Consider the following 17,623-nt stretch of genomic DNA (forward strand, 5'->3'; position numbering starts at 1 on the left):
GACGGAGAAGCGTTACCCCATGCTGAGCATTCTGTTCAACCGTGTCTATCGCCACCTGTTCGTCGCACAGCTCGTGGCGCTCGTCGGCACGGGTCTGCTAACTGTGGCGCTCGGCCTTTTGGCATTCGACCTGGCAGGGCGCGATGCGGGAAGAGTGCTCGGCATGGCCCTGGCCATCAAAATGGTCGCCTATATAACGGTCGCGCCAATCGTCGGGGCTTACGCAACTCGCTTTCCCCGCAAGGCATTTCTCGTGCTCATGGACCTGGCACGAGGCGGGGTAGCGCTTTGCCTTCCGTTTGTTTCGGAGATTTGGCAGATCTATGTCCTGATCTTCCTCCTGCAGTCGGCTTCCGCTGCGTTCACGCCGGTCTTTCAGGCGTCAATTCCCGAAATCCTGCCAGATGATGAGGACTACACGAACGCCTTGGCGCTGTCCCGCCTGGCGTATGACATGGAAAGCCTGGCCAGCCCGGCAATCGCTGCGGCACTGTTGTCGGTCGTGTCTTTCACTGCCCTGTTTGCAGGTACCGCGCTGGGGTTTCTGGTGTCTGCCCTCCTTGTCACGTCATCCGGTCTTTCCATCGCCCGGTCAGGCCTTTCCGGTGGACGCGGAATCCTCCGCAGGATCAGCAGGGGAACAATCATGTATCTGAAAACCCCGAGGTTGGTTGGGTTGCTGGCGATCACTGTGTCGGCATCGGCAGCCGGGGCGATGGTGATTGTCAACACGGTCGTGGTAGTTCGTGAGAACTTCGGTCTTTCGCAGACCGAGTACGCGATCACTCTGGCCGCCTATGGTTTCGGCTCCATGCTGGTCGCATTCGGTCTCCCCACTCTGTTGAAACGTTTCAATGATCGCACAATCCTGCTGGCAGCATCGTGCTGCCTGACGGTTCTGCTCTGCAGCCTCGGTGTGATGGAATGGACGTCGACAATCTCATGGCGGATGATCCTGATCGCATGGTTTCTGCTTGGGGCGGGGTATGCCTTATGTGTCACACCCGCAGGCAGATTGCTCAAAAGATCGTCGCACTCCGACAACAGGGCGGAACTCTTCTCTGCACAGTTTGCCCTCAGTCATGCGTGCTGGCTGATTGCCTATCCGGTGGCTGGCTGGATCGGATCCGTGTTCGGTATGGCGGCGGCATTTCAGGGACTGGGCCTGTTGTCAGCCCTGGGAATGGCGACAGCAATCATAATCTGGCCGAGGCATGATGTTTCTGTTTTGCTGCATGATCATCCTGAGCTTTCTCCAGACCACCCGCACTTACAGGACGGACATCGGTCCGGCGAACCCGTCCATGCGTTCGTGATTGATGATCTGCATACACACTGGCCAAGAACTCATTGAGAAGTCACTGATGATCACATGTTTCTGGGCGCTTTTCGCTCTCTGTTTCGCCACGGGATATGCAATTCCCGATTTCGCCCCGATCAACCTAAGTGACAAGGCGGCTGTAATCGCGAAACGATGCGGGCCCTTGTCGCCCCCCAATCGAGAAAGCAAGGCTCAACTGTGCAGCCCGGATGTCCGGACTGCGTACGAAAAACACTCAAAGATATAGAGAGGAACAACGTTGAATGACGCAAACGCGTATAAATCAAATGGGACGTCCCATTCTCGCGGGCCTGGTGTCGGTAATCCTGGCAACCTGGTTTGCGGGGATTGCTGATGCGCATGCCGTAGCGGAAGGTGATCGGGGATACATTCAGGAAATTACAGGCGTGCACCTCGTTTCCTTCCTTTACCTCGGGGCCAAGCACATGATCACAGGATATGACCATATTCTGTTTTTACTTGGAGTAATATTCTTCCTCTACAGAATGAAACACATCGGCATTTATGTGAGTCTTTTTGCCCTCGGGCATTCGACGACCATGCTGGCCGGTGTCTATTTCAATTTTGGAATAAACTCCTTTATCATCGACGCCATCATTGGTCTGTCGATTGTCTATAAGGCGCTTGATAATCTGGGTGCGTATCAGAGATGGTTCGGGTTTCAACCCAATACGAAACTGGCAACTCTGGTGTTTGGATTCTGTCATGGTTTCGGTCTGTCGTCGAAGATCCTGGACTATGAAATTTCGCCTGACGGATTGCTGATAAATCTTCTGGCATTCAATGTCGGAGTCGAGGTCGGGCAGCTTCTTGCGCTCGGCACGATTCTGATCGTCATGGGCTATTGGCGTCGAACTTCCAGTTTTCTCAAACATGCCTATACGGCCAATGTCGCGATGATGACGGCTGGCTTCGTTCTGATCGGTTACCAGTTGACCGGCTATGTTCTCACTGCATCTCAATAAGGATCACGTTCAATGTACAATTCTGATTTGCCAAAGCGGGAAGACCTTCCCAGCTCTGCCCAATTGATGCGATCCACGCTTATTGCCCTGTGCATTGCTGGAGGATTGCTGGTGACGGTCGTGTTGCCTGCCGAGTACGGCGTGGATCCTACACGGATAGGAGGTGTATTGGGGCTCACGAACATGGGCGAGATCAAGCAGCAACTCGCTCAGGAAGCTGAGCAGGATGCGTTGATGTCCGATCAGTCCGGCGCAGAAACCATGGTAGAATCTCCAGCGGAACAATCCAGCGCTATCGGCGCCGATCCATCCTCGGTCGAGCGCGTCGATCAGGCCGAAGTTCAGGCCGAGACTGCGGTATGGGCAGACGAAACCGTTGCAGTGCTGAAACCGGGGGAGTCAACGGAAATCAAGCTGATCATGATGGAAGGTGGGGTGGCGACCTTTGAATGGGTGTCCGATGTCGGCCATCTGAATTCGGCGCTGCATGGAGATGGCACGAAGGGCCAGTCGATTACCTATCGCAACGGACGGGCAGAAGTCCGGCATGAAGGCGAGCTTGTGGCAGCCTTCGATGGATCGCACGGATGGTTCTGGCGTAACCGGAGCGAACAGACGGTCACCATGACGCTTCGTACCAAGGGACAGTATTCCGAAATTCGGCGTTTCCCCTGATCGGGCGCGATCCCGGCCCGGACAGCCCGTGGAGGTCCACTCCACGGGCGACCTGCCAGTTGCTGCCGGACCTACTTGTCCAACAGGCCTGGCAGAACAAGTCCTTTTTCTCGCGCGCAGGCGATCGCTTCGTCATATCCAGCATCTGCGTGGCGCATGACGCCTGTCGCCGGATCGTTCCACAACACTTTCTCCAATCGGCGCGCGGCATCGTCGGTCCCATCGGCAACAATCACCATACCCGCATGTTGCGAGTATCCCATGCCGACTCCACCACCATGATGGAGGCTGACCCAGGTGGCACCTGATGCCGTATTCAGCAGGGCGTTCAGCAGGGGCCAGTCAGAGACCGCGTCCGAACCATCCTTCATGGCTTCGGTTTCCCGGTTCGGGCTTGCGACCGAACCACTGTCCAGATGATCCCTGCCGATCACGACGGGCGCTTTGAGTTCACCCTTGGCGACCATTTCGTTGAAGGCAAGTCCGAGACGATGACGGTCGCCGAGTCCCACCCAGCAGATTCTGGCCGGAAGCCCCTGAAAGGAAATGCGGTCCCGGGCCATATCCAGCCACCTGTGGAGGTGATGATCATCCGGCAGCAATTCCTTCACTTTCTGATCTGTCTTGTAGATGTCTTCGGGATCGCCGGACAAGGCAACCCATCGGAAAGGTCCGACGCCACGGCAGAACAAAGGACGGATATAAGCTGGCACAAATCCCGGAAAGTCGAACGCATTCGTCAGACCCTCATCGTAGGCAACCTGGCGGATATTGTTTCCATAATCGAGGGTCGGGACGCCCATATTCCAGAAATCCAGCATCGCCTTGACCTGAATTTTCATGGAGGCGCAGGCCGCGCTTGCCACATCTTTGGGGTGTGAGGATTGTTTCTGCTTCCATTCCGACAGGGACCATCCGGAGGGCAGGTATCCATTGACTGGATCGTGTGCCGACGTCTGGTCGGTTACCAGGTCTGGCCGCACGCCTCTTCGAACCAGTTCCGGAAATATGTCGGCTGCATTGCCGCACAGACCAACTGATTTCGCTTCTCCAGCCTGAGTCCAGGCCTCAATCATTTCGAGTGCTTCGTCCAGATTGTCTGTCTTGGCGTCGAGGTAACGGGTGCGCAGACGAAAATCGATGCGATCCGGATCGCATTCGACTGCAAGGCAACAGGCGCCAGCCATGACGGCCGCAAGCGGTTGAGCACCTCCCATGCCACCGAGGCCGCCAGTCAGGATCCATCGGCCTTGGAGATTTCCATTATAGTGTTGGCGTCCCGCCTCGACAAAAGTTTCATACGTTCCCTGAACGATGCCCTGAGTGCCGATATAGATCCAGGATCCGGCCGTCATCTGTCCGTACATCATCAGGCCTTTGCGATCGAGATCGTTGAAATGGTCCCAATTGGCCCATTTGGGAACCAGATTGGAATTCGCCAAAAGGACACGCGGAGCATCAGTGTGAGTGCGGAACACGCCCACGGGGCGACCGGACTGGACGAGCAGGGTTTCGTCTTCATCGAGTGTTTTCAGAGCCGACAGGATTTGTTCAAAATCGTTCCAGCTACGAGCCGCACGCCCGATGCCTCCGTATACGACGAGGTCGTCAGGGTTCTCGGCCACTTCGCGATCAAGATTATTCTGTATCATTCTGAACGGCGCTTCTATTGTCCAGGACTTGCAAGTGAGATCTCGACCCGTGGGGCTTTTCACGTCGCGGTGGTTTGGCAAGATTGCATTCATTGAGGGCTCCGTTAGAGGATGGATTTCGCCGTTTCTTCGACGGCGCGCAGGATGGATTTCAAGACTGTTCGGAGCGCTTCGGCGCGTGGCTCCGAATAGTCAAATGGGGGGCTTTCAGAATCCAGATAGCAGCGTTGCGACAATTCCATCTGTATTGCGTGAACTCCCGCATCCGGATTTCCGTAATGTCGCGTGGTCCAACCACCTCTGAACCGGCCATTCACGACATGGGTGTAGTGCGGTGCTTTTTGGCACTCGGCCGCCACCGCCTCGGTCAACTCCGGCGAGCAGCTGGTGCCTCTATTATCGCCGATATTCAGGTCTGGAAGTCGCCCCTCAAACAGAAAGGGAACTTCGGATCTTATGGAATGGCAGTCATACACCACTGCGCCGCCATGAATGTGTCGAACCCGTTCGATCTGGTCATGCAAGGCCCTGTGATAGGGTGCATGATATGTTTGAAGTCGATGGGAAATGTCTTTCGACCCGGGAACTGAGTTCCAAATTGGAGTGCCGTCGAATGTGGTGTTCGGAACAAGCTCGGTTGAATTTTGTCCAGGATAAAGGCTGACCCCATCAGGCGGGCGATTTGGGTCGATCACGTACCGGCTGAAATTCGCGCGAACAATGGTGGCAGACGGTAACAGGCCCTCATACAATCTATCGACATGCCAGTCGGTATCCGGCATTTGCCGTCCCAACAAGGTCAGGTTCTCGCGCATGGCGGGCGGCATCGCGGTACCGGCGTGCGGCAGGGCGAGAATGACCCGCCCAGTCCCTTCTGTTACGGTCACTGCGTTCATGACCCGAGTTCCATACGCGTGGTTTCAGCTTGCGCCTCGCAGAGTAGCGCCCCTGTCTGGACGAGTGATTTCATTGTGGCGATATCAGAGCTGATGATACGATCGTCTCTATAAGGAGAGATTTGGTCTCGTACTCTGCCAATCACGCGCGACAAAGCAGCACTGGTCGCAAGTGGCGCACGAAGCTCAATTCCCTGAACAGCGCACATAGTCTCAATCGCGAGAATACCCCCCAGATTTTCCGTCATTTCGGTGAGCCGCCGCGCAGCGTGGCACGCCATCGAAACATGGTCTTCCTGGTTCGCCGATGTCGGAGTTGAGTCAACACTTCTGGGGTTGGAGAGGGATTTGTTTTCACTCATAAGTGCGGCAGAGGTCACTTCAGCGATCATCAGGCCGGAGGTCAGCCCGGGGTTCGGTGCCAGGAAGGCGGGCAAACCGAAATTGAGCGCGGGGTCGACCAGCATTGCGATGCGTCGCTGCGAAATCGCCCCGATCTCGGATATCGCTATGGCGATCTGATCGGCAGCGAGAGCCACGGGCTCTGCATGAAAGTTTCCGCCAGACACGATCTCTCCGTCGGACAAGACCAGGGGATTATCGGTTGCGGCATTGGCTTCGGTTTCGAGCGTTCGGGCTGCGTATTTGATCTGGTCAATACACGCGCCGATTACCTGCGGTGCGCACCGCAGGCAATATGGGTCCTGAACGCGCTCATCCCCCGTTACATGACTGCGCCGAATTTCCGATCCTGCCAGCAATTCGCGCAATCTGCGTGCGCTGTCGATCTGGCCCCGGTGTCCCCTCAGCTGGTGTATCTCGTCGTGAAACGGTGCGCTTGATCCCATCGCGGCATCCACGGAAAGGGCAGTCGTGGTAAGCGAAGCGATGGCCAGATGCCAGGCGTCGAACAGCCCGGCCAGGGCAAGCGCCGTTGACGCCTGCGTGCCATTCAACAGGGCAAGTCCTTCCTTCGCCTGGAGTTCTATCGGCTCGATGCCGGCCCTTTGGAGGGCTTGCGCGGCCGGCATGCGTGTTCCGCGATAGACGACATCGCCTTCTCCGATGAGCGGAGCGGCCAGATGTGCCAGTGGCGCCAGATCGCCGGATGCGCCAACCGACCCCTGTGAAGGTATGACTGGAAGAATGTCCGCTTCTGCCAATCTGGAGAGGGTTTCAACAAGAATCGGCCGTACCCCGGAGGCCCCGCGTCCCAAGGAGATGCCTTTCAACGCGATCATCAAGCGAACAATGCGTTCGGGAAGGACAGGGCCTGTTCCGGCGGCATGCGAGTAGACAAGGTTTCTCTGCAGCAATGCCAGCTTGTCCGGTGGTATGCGGACAGAAGCGAGTTTGCCGAACCCGGTATTCACACCGTAAATCACATCGCCGGCATCAATGCGGTCCGCCAGCGTTGAACACCCCGTCGCGATGGCGGTGTAGGCCAGGTCCGAGAAGCGATAGGGTGCCGCGTTGCGATAGATGGATTCTAGGTCGGAAAGTGACACCCGACCTGGTACGAGTTCCAGCATGAAATCAATCCTGACAGGTGATACGTTCAGAGAGCAGACCGTTCCCGATCCAATAGGGCAGTTCGGCTGGATGGCTTACATTCCATACCGCCAGATCTGCGACTGCACCTTCCACAATTTCTCCATACTGCCCGGACAGGCCGAGAGCCCGGGCGGCATTACGGGTTGTTCCTGCCAGCGCCTCCTCGGGTGTGAGGGAAAAGTCTATACAGGCCATATTCATGGCGGTCAGGATCGAGCAGAGGGGTGACGTGCCGGGATTGCAGTCGGTTGCGACGGCCATGTCGACCCCGTGGGCGCGCAGCGTTTCTACGGGGGGACAAACAGTCTCCCGGAGCATGTGATACGCGCCGGGAAGCAGCACGGCGACTGTGCCCGCCTTTGCCAAGGATGCGGCATCGGCATCGGTCAGATGTTCCAGGTGATCAGCCGACAGTGCCGAATATTTTGCGGCCAGTTGCGCTCCCCCGGAATTGGACAATTGCTCTGCGTGCAGTCTGACCGGCAGATCAAGGGACCGGGCGACTTCGAACACACGTTCGATTTGATCGCTGCTGAACGCGATGCGTTCGCAGAAGCCGTCAACCGAGTCCACAAGGCCTGCGGCGTGGGCTTGGATAAGGCCCGGAATGACGATGTCATCAATATAGGCGTCAGGTCGGTCGGTGTAGGAGGAAGGAACGGCATGAGCCGCAAGCCAGGTGGTGTGAATCCTCACCGGTCGTACGGCCTCAAGATGGCGGGCTACTCTGAGCATGCGTATCTCGTCTTCAATCGAGAGTCCGTAACCCGATTTTACTTCCACCACGGCGACGCCTTCCTTCAAAAGACTGTCGAGTCGAGCAAGCGCGCTATCGACAAGGCTCTCAAAGCTGGAGGAGCAGGTGGCCCTTACAGTGGACTGAATGCCGCCGCCGCTTCGGGAAATTTCCTCATACGAGGCACCCTTCTGGCGTTGCTCGAATTCCTGCGCACGATGTCCTCCAAACACGATGTGCGTATGGCAATCGATCAGCGCAGGCGATACGAGGCGTCCCTCCAGCGACCGCCCTGTCAACGCGTCCAGGTCGACCGGGCAGGCGTCTGTGGGGCCTGCCCAGGTGATGCGGCCTTCCTTCACGAGAATGGTGCCATTCGGTATCAGGCCATAATCGGGCTGCCCGTGTGCCATGGTGGCAATCATGCAGTCAGTAAGGTATTGCACGTGTTTCGTCATTCTTGTGTTATGTGAACATTATAATTATATGTACGCACATAAAAACAGAGTCGGCAACACGGGATGACCATGAAAATATCTGCTGATCAGGTTTTGACTTCCGATGGCTGGCGCGAACATGTCGCAATCACTCTGGACCCGTCGGGGCGTATTTCGGCCATTGAGCCATGTGACGCAAAATTCGACCAGTCTGTAAGCGTCCTTCTTCCGGCGCCTGGTAATGTACACAGCCACAGTTTTCAGAGAGCCATGGCGGGACTGGCTGAGCGTCGTGGCCCGAATGCGCATGACGATTTCTGGTCATGGCGAAAACTGATGTACAAGTTTCTCGAGATCCTGACGCCCGAGGACATCGAGATTATTGCTGCTCAGGTGCAAATGGAGATGCTCGAAGCCGGATATGCGGCTCAAGCCGAATTCCACTATCTGCATCATGCGGTGGGAGGCAGCGCATATGACGATATCGCCGAAACCTCCCTGCGTCACGCCAACGCGGCTGAATTGACCGGGATCGGGTATACCCATTTGCCGGTCCTATACATGCAGGGCGGCTGTGACGGACGCCAGCTGACTGGCGGTCAGGAACGGTTCGGATGTGACCTGGATCAGTTCAGCCTTATCCAGTCGCGGTTCCGGGAGCGGATGCGCGAGATGCCATCTGATACTGTTCTGGGTGTGGCGCCGCACAGTCTCCGGGCGGTTCCTCCGCAGGCCTTCAGCGAGGTGGTTGCGGGATTGCCGCACGGGCCAATTCATATTCATGCTGCTGAACAGGTTGCCGAAGTCGAGGAAATCATCGCTTTCCTGGGGCGACGACCGGTCGATTGGCTTCTGACGCAGATGGAGGTCGGTCAGCGATGGTGCATGATCCATGCAACGCAAATGACGCAAGATGAGACCCGTCGCCTTGCGCGCTCGGGTGCCGTTGCCGGAGTGTGCCCTGTTACGGAGGCTAATCTGGGAGACGGTATTTTTAACTGTGTCGATTTTGTATCCGAAGGCGGAATGTTCGGAATCGGGTCAGATTCGAATGTGCGGATAGGCCTCACAGAGGAATTGAGACTGCTGGAAGTGACACAGCGTCTGAGGGATCGGCGGCGGACGCTTCTGACAAATGGGGACGTGCGCTCCAATGGCCGTTTCCTGTACGAACACGCGGTTGCAGGGTCGGCTCGTGCGCTGGGCCGGAGCTCCGGCAAGATCGCGGTTGGAGCATATGCCGACATGCTGGCGCTCGACGGGAAGTCGCTTGAACTGGCCGGTCTTGTAGGCGATGCGATGCTTGATGCGTGGATATTTGCTGGGGCGGATGATATCATCACCGATGTTTGGTCGGCTGGCCGGCACATGGTTCAGGGTGGACAGCATGTGCAAAGGGACCAGATCGTGACTGCCTATGCCGGGCTGAGCAAACGACTGAGGGGAACTTTATGACGACGATATCGCATCAGGCGATCAGGGAATCCATTCTGGAACGGATCCAGAAGGGGGAATGGGGGTTGGGTGAGCTTATTCCCGGAGAGGCGGATCTGGCTGACGAGTATGGATGTGCCCGCACGACAATAAACCGGGCGCTTCAAGGGCTGGCTCAGGACGGTCTTGTCGTCCGCAAGCGCAAGGGCGGTACCCGCGTCTCAAACATGCCTGTTCGGCAGGCCAAATTCGACATTCCTGTCATTCGGGAACAGATAGAGACGCTGGGAGGGCATTATCGCCACCAGGTTCTCCGGAAAGCTGAACGCGTTCCGCCCGCGGCCATCCGGACGCGCCTGGGTCTGTCAAATGGCGTCAAGGCCCTGCAACTTGACACAGTACATCTTGCGGATGGCAGGCCATTTGCGTTTGAGGCGCGCTGGGTCAATCTTCAGGCCGTGCCGGCGATTCGGAGTGCGCCTCTGGAAGAAATAAGTGCAAATGAGTGGCTGGTTCAGACTGTTCCGTTTTCAAGCGGGGACGTCTCCTTTTCAGCTGTGGCTGCCAACCGGGATATCGCCAGCACCCTGGAATGTGAGGAGGGGGCGGCCTTGTTCGTGATCGATCGAACCACGTCATTGGCGGGAGAATACATCACGACAATGAAGCTCTATTACCGCGAAGGGTATCAGCTGTATTCCCGGCTTTGAACAAATACCGGGCAAAATGCCATCAGAGGCGGGCAGATCGCGGGCCATCAGCGTCCGAAATCGGATATGAGGCTTGGGCAAGCGTCCTCGCGAGCCGTATAGGGATCCCGGTTCGTTGACAGGGGTGGACGCGGAAAATACGCTACACTTTTCGACCCGAAACCATAAGGAAGTCCCGATGTCGGTGCGCACCCGCAAGATTGCTCTGGGACCTCTCGAAATTGCGATCATGAAATATCTCTGGCGCCGAGGACCCGCCGACGTCAAGGCTGTCCATCTCGCCTTGGGTGGGGATGATGGCCAGACCCATAACACGGTTCAGTCTGCCATGGAGCGCCTTTTCAAGAAGGGGCTGTTGTCGCGCGACAAAGTCAGCCATGCCTATGTGTACCGCGCGGAGGTCAGCCGGTCCCAGATCATCGGCCGTGTGATGGACGACGTCCTGCGCAGTCTCTCGCCGGAATCCAAGAGCAGTTACCTTCTGGCCTTCCTCGATCATGCCGCTGATGCAGACAGTGAAGCGCTGGATACATTGGAGCGTCTCATCCGGGAAAAGCGCGAAGAGGCTGGCGGAGGCGGACTGGACGCGGGCGATGACTGAGGCAGGATATCTGACCGATCTTGGCATCGCCCTTGTGGCAGCCATCAGTGTGACCGTTGTGGTAGCGGCCGGGCTGAGCCTGTTCTGGTCCGTATTTCATCGACATCAGGTTACCCTGAGCCCGACTCAATACCGGCGCGCAATATTCGGGTATGCCGCCATTCCGGCGGTTGTCGGTGTGGCTATGTTCATCGCGTGTTGTGCCGTTCCATCTGCGGCAGGTTTCAACACGGTACCGACCCATTGCCACTTTGATCAGGGCATGCGCTTCTGCTTGCCTCATGCTCCGGTGCCCATTGCCCGATCAGCCATTGTAGGGGGAGGTGTGGCTGGAGCTGTTGTTCTGGTTCCCTTGCTTGCCCTGTTCGCCCGTCGGCTCCATCTGCATTCCCGGCTATTTCGGGAGCTTGAACTGTGCAGCACCTATCACGCCGATCTGGATGCCCATGTGCTCAGATCGCCCGCGCTGTCAGCCTTTTGTGTCGGAATCCTGCGCAGGCGCATATTCCTTACCGACGGCCTGATAAGAAGTTTGAGCCCTGAGCAGGTCAGCATCGTCATGAATCATGAGCGCGGACATGCCCGCCGTGCTGACGGCATCTTGCTGGTTTTCCTGCAGGTGTTGACGCGGCCTTTTAACTCCACAGCGCGAAAGGGAATGATCGACGAGTTCCTGTTGTCCGTAGAGCATGAATGCGATCGGTATGCTGCGCGCCAATGCGGGGACCGTCTGGCCGTTGCCGACACTTTGGTCCAATTGGGCAGGCTCCGTCTGATCCAGCAAGAAGTTTCGGAGCCAACCCGTTCTGATTTGGTGTTTTCGGTACTTGGCCAGTCGCTCGAGCGTCGTGTTGGCTGGTTGCTATGCTCTCCCGAACCTTCAAAGAGTGGGGTCACGATCATGACCGAACGCGTGATGTGCTATGCTGCGATCATGGCCTTCATCCTGGCTGAACCGGTCCACCATCTGCTGGAGCAGGCGCTAAATTTTGTTCGTCACTGAGTGTGGATTCACCTTGGGTCAGAATAATTTTCAAATGAGTCGCGCCGCTGCGGAGCTCAGCCGAGGCGATTGGAAGTTGGTCCTTGATGAAAACATGCATGGAGCGCCCAAAAATTATTATGTATGCGCATAATCGTATAATGGGGGCGAAAAAAATGTTGACGGCCTCTTTTTTGACAATAACATGAACGTGTACCTGACGGATGTGTCAGACAGTCTCGACGGTACAGGAGTTGTTGCTGGAGCGGGGAGTGTTTGAAGATGCTTCCCGATAACAGAGAGCCTCGGAAGGCCAGATCCAGAACGAATCTCGAGGGGAGTGCCAGATGTATCTAGTTCGATTATCCGTACGCAGTGAATCTGTTGCGAGATGATGCGGTGTGTGGGCGCGAGTGCGCTCAATTTTTGAGCAAAAAACCGATCTATAATGGGTTTTTTGTGCGAGGGGGTCTGATTTCTCCCGGTCATGGGGCTGGGGCGTTGCGGGTCCGGACATGAAGCGAATGCCATTGTTCCCAAGTTGGTCGGGAAACAATGGAACCAATCATAGGAGTGGTGAAATGGAAAAGCGTGGCGTTGAAAAAGTGGGGGTGTTGGCGCGGCAGCTTCTGGCGACAACCGCAATCGGGGTCAGCGTATCGCTTCTGGCGAACGGTACGGCCCTTGCGCAATCGGTCGAAGACGACCCTGCGCTCCGGGTGGATGCGACGACGGAAGATGTTGCGACGCAGGAAAAAGTTGTCGTGACGGGAAGTCGTATCCAGAGGTCTGATCTGTCGAGCGTGGGTCCACTTGCTGTTCTCGATGACCAGGACATTTACGCGACAGGAATTACCAATGTCGAAGAATTGCTGCAGACTCAATCCTTCTCAGCGGGCTTTGCAGGCAATGCGAATGCGGCGTATTGGGTGTCAGGCGGATGGGGCACAGCCCAGGTGAATCTCAGGGGGCTCGGCGCAAACCGGACTCTCGTTCTCTTGAATGGACGTCGTGTCGTTGCCGGTGGATCGGGAGCGAACAGTTCCGTCGACCTGAACATGATCCCGGTTTCCCTCCTGGAGCGGGTCGAAGTGCTCAAGGATGGTGCATCTGCCGTATACGGTGCGGATGCAGTGTCCGGAGTTGTGAACCTGATCACCAAGGACGAATTCGACGGCTTCAAACTAGATACGAAATTTGGTATCTCCGATGAGGGAGATGCGGAAGAATATCTGGTTGACCTGACCTGGGGTCTCACAAATGACCGTGCCAGCATGATGTTCAATGCCAGCTATCAGAACAATCAGGCTGCCCCCCTTGATGTCCGTGCCCCGTGTCCGCTTGTTGATCGAGATGGGGACAATACGCTCGAGTGTTCCGGCAGTTCAAGCACTGCAGGCGGACGCGCTGTGTTGCCAAACGGAGACCAGATCAATTTTGTGGGGGGCGATGCCTACGAGCCATTCGACATTCTGGCGCACGGGTTCAACTACAATCCTTTCTTCAATGCATCCAATCCCGTGGAGCGGGTCAGTTTCGCAGCGATCGGAAAGTATGAGATTTCCGACTCCATGCGGTTCTTCAGCGAAGCGTTGTTCAATTGGCGAACGTCCAACCAGCCCGGGTCTCCGGCGACGCTCAGCAATATTTCCTTTGATGCGTCCCACCCGACCAATCCGACCGGTGAAGATATTATCCTGTTGCGCCGTCGGACGGCAGAGTTCGGATCTCGCCAATTTGCGCAGGACGTATCGACCTGGAGGCTTGTTGCAGGGATCGAGGGCGATCTCTGGCAGGACTGGGCATATGATGTGTCCTTGAATTGGGGGCGCAATACCGCCACGGACTCGCTCAAGAACAATATCAATACGCTACGGCTTTCCGAAACGCTTGATCCATCAATCTGCGGGATGAATGGAATTCCGTGCGCCGATTTGCTCGGCGAGGGCGATATCACATCTGAGGTCGGCGACTACATCCTGATGAACCAGGCCAGTACGGGCGGAAACGAGCAGATCAGCTTTACGGGGAACATTGCGGGCAGCCTGTTTGAATTGCCGGCTGGTCCGGTCGGGTTTGCCGCCGGGTTCGAATACCGGGAGGATGAAGGTTGGCTTGACCCCGATGCGCTCCTCGTGGCCGGTTATGCACTTGGCAACGCTCAGGACCCTGTCAAAGGGTCGATCGAGGCCCAGGAGCTCTATACTGAAGTACACGTCCCGCTCATTGCCGACGCGCCCTTGGCCCAATCGGTGGATCTTGATCTTGCGCTGCGCTATTCCGACTATGATCTCTTCGGGTCTGATGAGAATTACAAGGTCGGGCTCAATTGGCAGATTGTGCCAGACTTCAAATTGCGCGGCACCTATTCGACCGCTTTCCGGGTTCCAAGCGTCACGGAATTGTTCTCCGGGGTCAGTGAAGGGCAGATCCCGACAAGTGACCCGTGTTCGAATTGGGCTGCGCTGGATCCTTCGAGTGTAATCTACCAGAATTGTCAGGCAGCTGGCGTGCCGGTCACCTATACTCAATTCAGTTCGTCAATCCTGACCAATCAGGGCGGAAATCCGGACCTGGAGCCGGAGAATGCCACGACATTCACCATTGGCGCGGTCTATCAGCCTCGGTTCGTTCCGGGCCTGTCCTTCACGGTCGATTATTTCGATATCGATATTCAGGACGCCATTCGTCAAACGTCTGGCTCCACGAAGCTTGCCTATTGCTACAATTCCGTTGGTTTGTCGCACCCGTTCTGCGGAACGCAGCATCACACCCGGAATGCCTTGACCGGTGACATCGATTTCCTGTCTGCGCAGAGTGCCAACACGGGGAACGAAGTCATGCAAGGGGTAGATATCAGTGCGACTTACGACTTCACCACCCAGGACATCAGTCACTCAGTGAAACTGCAAGCGACGAACCTCTTCAAGTATGAAGTCACGGCCTTCGATGGGGATACGCCGTTCGTCTATGATGGCGGAGTGGGATGTTGCGAAGGCGGTTATCCGGAATGGCGCGCCACCGGATCGTGGTCTGCCAATTCCGGACCGTGGAGCGGTGTATACAATGCACAACTCATCGGAGCGGCTACAGACTATTATGGGACACCGGGAAGCATCGGGACCGACATCGATGCCGTCGTGTATCATAACGTGCAGGGTAGCTATCAGCTGACTGAGAAATTAAAATTGAGCGCAGGTGTAGACAATCTCTTCGACAAGAAAGCCCCCTACGTAAGTTCTTGGTCTGACGGGAACACCGACACCATGACCTACTCATTGCTCGGACGGTATTTCTACGCCCGCGCAACGCTGGTCCTGGACTAGGCGCTCAGGCGGCTGCCGGCTTGTCAGGCTGCTTCACTCCTGACCGGCCGGCAGTTCGCTTTTATTGAAATCTTTCGAATTCAAGTATTGGAGTTTTAGATGTTGCTGAAGCGATCCAGGGCAGTTCTTGCCATTCTGGCGGGGGCATTGTTGATGACGCCCATTGCGCACGCACATGGTATATCTGAGGAAGCCCGTCGCCGGATGCTGGAAGGAGGTGACCTTCAATACCTCATTCTTGGCGCTGAGCACATGATTACAGGTTATGACCACCTCCTGTTCCTGTTCGGGGTCATGTTTTTCCTGACCAGCTTTTCTTCAATTCTTCGGTTTGTCACGGCCTTCACGATCGGCCACACGATCACGCTGATCACGGCGACCTATCTGGGAATCACTGCCAACTATTTCTTTATTGATGCCATCATTGCACTGACCGTTATCTACAAGGGGTTTGAAAACCTCGATGGCTTCCCGAAGGTCTTTGGTGCCAAATCTCCCAATCTCCTTCTGATGGTTCTCGTGTTCGGACTCATCCACGGCTTTGGCCTGTCGACGCGTCTGCAGCAGCTTCCCATTCGTGAAGATTCAGGCCTGCTGATGCACATACTTTCCTTCAATGTAGGTGTGGAATTCGGCCAGATAGCTGCTTTGGCTGTGATGTGGCTTGTGTTGAACGTGTTGCGCCGTAACAGGCATTTTGGCTCGGCGAGCAAATTCGTGAATGCGGGTCTGATGTTTGCGGGGTTTGGATTGTTCCTGATGCAAACCCATGGATTGTTCCATACAACTATGCGCGAAGACTATCCCATCAGTCGTGATGACCACATTCACGCTCATCTTGAGATGGGATCCATGGGGCAGCCCGCAGCTGCAAATCCTGCTGATGCCCCAGAACCAAAGGGCTCCGCCCAGACGAGTGACGAGGCGCATGGTCATTCGCATGCGCCGGACGGGTCTCATTACATGCCGGGTGATGTGAAGCCGGCCATGACGGTTGCAGCGACACCGAATTCCCCGGAATATGTTCAGCTGGCCAACAATGTCGAAATCATCGAGAGTGTCGATGAGGCCATGAACAGCGGCAGTGCCACCTTCACGCATGAAGGTTATTTCGGTCCGCTCCTGTTCGGGGAAGAGTTGCGGGCATATTCGCTTCGCCTCGAGCCTGGCATGTTCCTGTCCGAGCATCCGCACCCGACCGAGAGCATCATCTACACGTTGGGAGGCCGCTGGGTTCTCTGCAGCGAGGGTAAGCGGAAAGTGATGGAAGCGGGGTCGCTCTTCCACTTCGGCTCCAACATGCCGACGGGTTGGGAAGCGCCATTTGCCGAAGGTGCCGAGATCCTGATCTTCAAGAAGAAGCGGGATGGCGACAACTACGAATCCTTTGTCGAAGGGATTGGAGAGATGGCCGCGACCCTGGATGAGCAGATGAAGGACGGAGAACCTTTCTACTATCACCAGCTGGAATCTGATCATCCGGCAATCCAGTTTGCCAAGTCGAAAAACCCGGATTTCGGTTCGGTGCTCGAGGCCTCCAAGGCCCGGAAATAATCCTACTCAATACACGCCACCAAAGGAGAATACCCATGAATATTCGAGTTATTGTTCCCGCCCTCTGCGCCATTTCACTCGCAGCCTGTTCCCAGCAAACCAATGCCCAGACGAGTGACGAGGCGCATGGTCATTCGCATGCGCCGGACGGGTCTCATTACATGCCGGGTGATGTGAAGCCGGCCATGACGGTTGCAGCGACACCGAATTCCCCGGAATATGTTCAGCTGGCCAACAATGTCGAAATCATCGAGAGTGTCGATGAGGCCATGAACAGCGGCAGTGCCACCTTCACGCATGAAGGTTATTTCGGTCCGCTCCTGTTCGGGGAAGAGCTGCGGGCATATTCGCTTCGCCTCGAGCCTGGCATGTTCCTGTCCGAGCATCCGCACCCGACCGAGAGCATCATCTACACGTTGGGAGGCCGCTGGGTTCTCTGCAGCGAGGGTAAGCGGAAAGTGATGGAAGCGGGGTCGCTCTTCCACTTCGGCTCCAACATGCCGACGGGTTGGGAAGCGCCATTTGCCGAAGGTGCCGAGATCCTGATCTTCAAGAAGAAGCGGGATGGCGACAACTACGAATCCTTTGTCGAAGGGATTGGAGAGATGGCCGCGACCCTGGATGAGCAGATGAAGGACGGAGAACCTTTCTACTATCACCAGCTGGAATCTGATCATCCGGCAATCCAGTTTGCCAAGTCGAAGAACCCGGATTTCGGTTCGGTGCTCGAGGCCTCCAAGGCCCAGAAGTAATCCTGCC

Annotated in this window: 14 protein-coding genes; 10 read left to right on the top strand and 4 right to left on the bottom strand. The window is 56.3% G+C overall.

What is annotated here, in order from left to right; translation table 11 throughout:
* Nucleotides 1-19: 19 nt before the first annotated feature.
* The 3 genes from HF955_RS14630 to HF955_RS14640 all read left to right on the top strand — a co-directional run bounded on the left by HF955_RS14630 (nt 20) and on the right by HF955_RS14640 (nt 2,982).
* A complete protein-coding gene (locus tag HF955_RS14630; protein WP_291076085.1) occupies nt 20-1,354 on the top strand; it encodes an MFS transporter in 1,335 nt (444 codons plus the stop codon).
* Nucleotides 1,355-1,608: 254 nt separating this feature from the next.
* Nucleotides 1,609-2,307, top strand: coding sequence for a HupE/UreJ family protein (locus HF955_RS14635; RefSeq protein ID WP_367279800.1), 699 nt, complete (start codon nt 1,609-1,611; stop codon nt 2,305-2,307).
* A 66-nt stretch (nt 2,308-2,373) separates the two neighbouring features.
* The gene (locus HF955_RS14640; protein WP_291076089.1) at nt 2,374-2,982 is read left to right on the top strand and encodes a transmembrane anchor protein; all 609 of its coding nucleotides are present in this window, start codon (nt 2,374-2,376) and stop codon (nt 2,980-2,982) included.
* A 71-nt stretch (nt 2,983-3,053) separates the two neighbouring features.
* On the opposite strand, the gene hutU is transcribed toward HF955_RS14640, so the two are convergent.
* Genes hutU through hutI form a run of 4 tightly spaced genes read right to left on the bottom strand, consistent with a single transcriptional unit; the run spans nt 3,054 to nt 8,278 of the window.
* Nucleotides 3,054-4,727, bottom strand: a complete 1,674-nt coding sequence (gene hutU / locus HF955_RS14645) for a urocanate hydratase (RefSeq protein WP_291076091.1) — start codon at nt 4,725-4,727, stop codon at nt 3,054-3,056.
* Nucleotides 4,728-4,738: 11 nt separating this feature from the next.
* Complete coding sequence (gene hutG / locus HF955_RS14650) at nt 4,739-5,530, bottom strand: N-formylglutamate deformylase (protein WP_291076093.1); 792 nt, start codon at nt 5,528-5,530, stop codon at nt 4,739-4,741.
* Entirely contained in the window at nt 5,527-7,062 is a 1,536-nt protein-coding gene (hutH, locus tag HF955_RS14655; protein ID WP_291076095.1) for a histidine ammonia-lyase, read from the bottom strand. Before hutH ends, hutG begins: the two co-directional genes overlap by 4 nt.
* A 4-nt stretch (nt 7,063-7,066) precedes the next feature.
* Nucleotides 7,067-8,278, bottom strand: coding sequence for an imidazolonepropionase (hutI, locus tag HF955_RS14660; protein WP_291076097.1), 1,212 nt, complete (start codon nt 8,276-8,278; stop codon nt 7,067-7,069).
* Between the two features lie 69 nt (nt 8,279-8,347).
* Between hutI and HF955_RS14665 the strand changes: the two genes are divergently transcribed.
* The 7 genes from HF955_RS14665 (at nt 8,348) to HF955_RS14695 (ending at nt 17,616) form a co-directional block, all read left to right on the top strand.
* Nucleotides 8,348-9,712: a formimidoylglutamate deiminase gene (locus tag HF955_RS14665; protein WP_291076099.1), complete on the top strand. Its 1,365-nt coding sequence runs from the start codon at nt 8,348-8,350 to the stop codon at nt 9,710-9,712.
* Complete coding sequence (locus tag HF955_RS14670) at nt 9,709-10,401, top strand: UTRA domain-containing protein (protein WP_291076100.1); 693 nt, start codon at nt 9,709-9,711, stop codon at nt 10,399-10,401. The genes HF955_RS14665 and HF955_RS14670 overlap by 4 nt, the downstream gene beginning before the upstream one ends.
* Before the next feature lie 178 nt (nt 10,402-10,579).
* Nucleotides 10,580-11,002, top strand: coding sequence for a BlaI/MecI/CopY family transcriptional regulator (locus HF955_RS14675; protein WP_291076102.1), 423 nt, complete (start codon nt 10,580-10,582; stop codon nt 11,000-11,002).
* Nucleotides 10,995-12,005, top strand: a complete 1,011-nt coding sequence (locus HF955_RS14680; RefSeq protein WP_291076104.1) for a M56 family metallopeptidase — start codon at nt 10,995-10,997, stop codon at nt 12,003-12,005. Before HF955_RS14675 ends, HF955_RS14680 begins: the two co-directional genes overlap by 8 nt.
* 560 nt (nt 12,006-12,565) lie before the next feature.
* Entirely contained in the window at nt 12,566-15,310 is a 2,745-nt protein-coding gene (locus HF955_RS14685; protein WP_291076106.1) for a TonB-dependent receptor, read from the top strand.
* A gap of 99 nt (nt 15,311-15,409) precedes the next feature.
* Nucleotides 15,410-16,864: a HupE/UreJ family protein gene (locus tag HF955_RS14690; protein ID WP_291076108.1), complete on the top strand. Its 1,455-nt coding sequence runs from the start codon at nt 15,410-15,412 to the stop codon at nt 16,862-16,864.
* Nucleotides 16,865-16,899: 35 nt separating this feature from the next.
* Nucleotides 16,900-17,616 (top strand): cupin domain-containing protein, encoded by a 717-nt coding sequence (locus HF955_RS14695; protein WP_291076110.1) that lies wholly within the window; start codon nt 16,900-16,902, stop codon nt 17,614-17,616.
* Nucleotides 17,617-17,623 lie beyond the last annotated feature (7 nt).

Origin of the sequence: Hyphomonas sp. (assembly GCF_017792385.1) — a bacterium.
GTDB lineage: Bacteria > Pseudomonadota > Alphaproteobacteria > Caulobacterales > Hyphomonadaceae > Hyphomonas.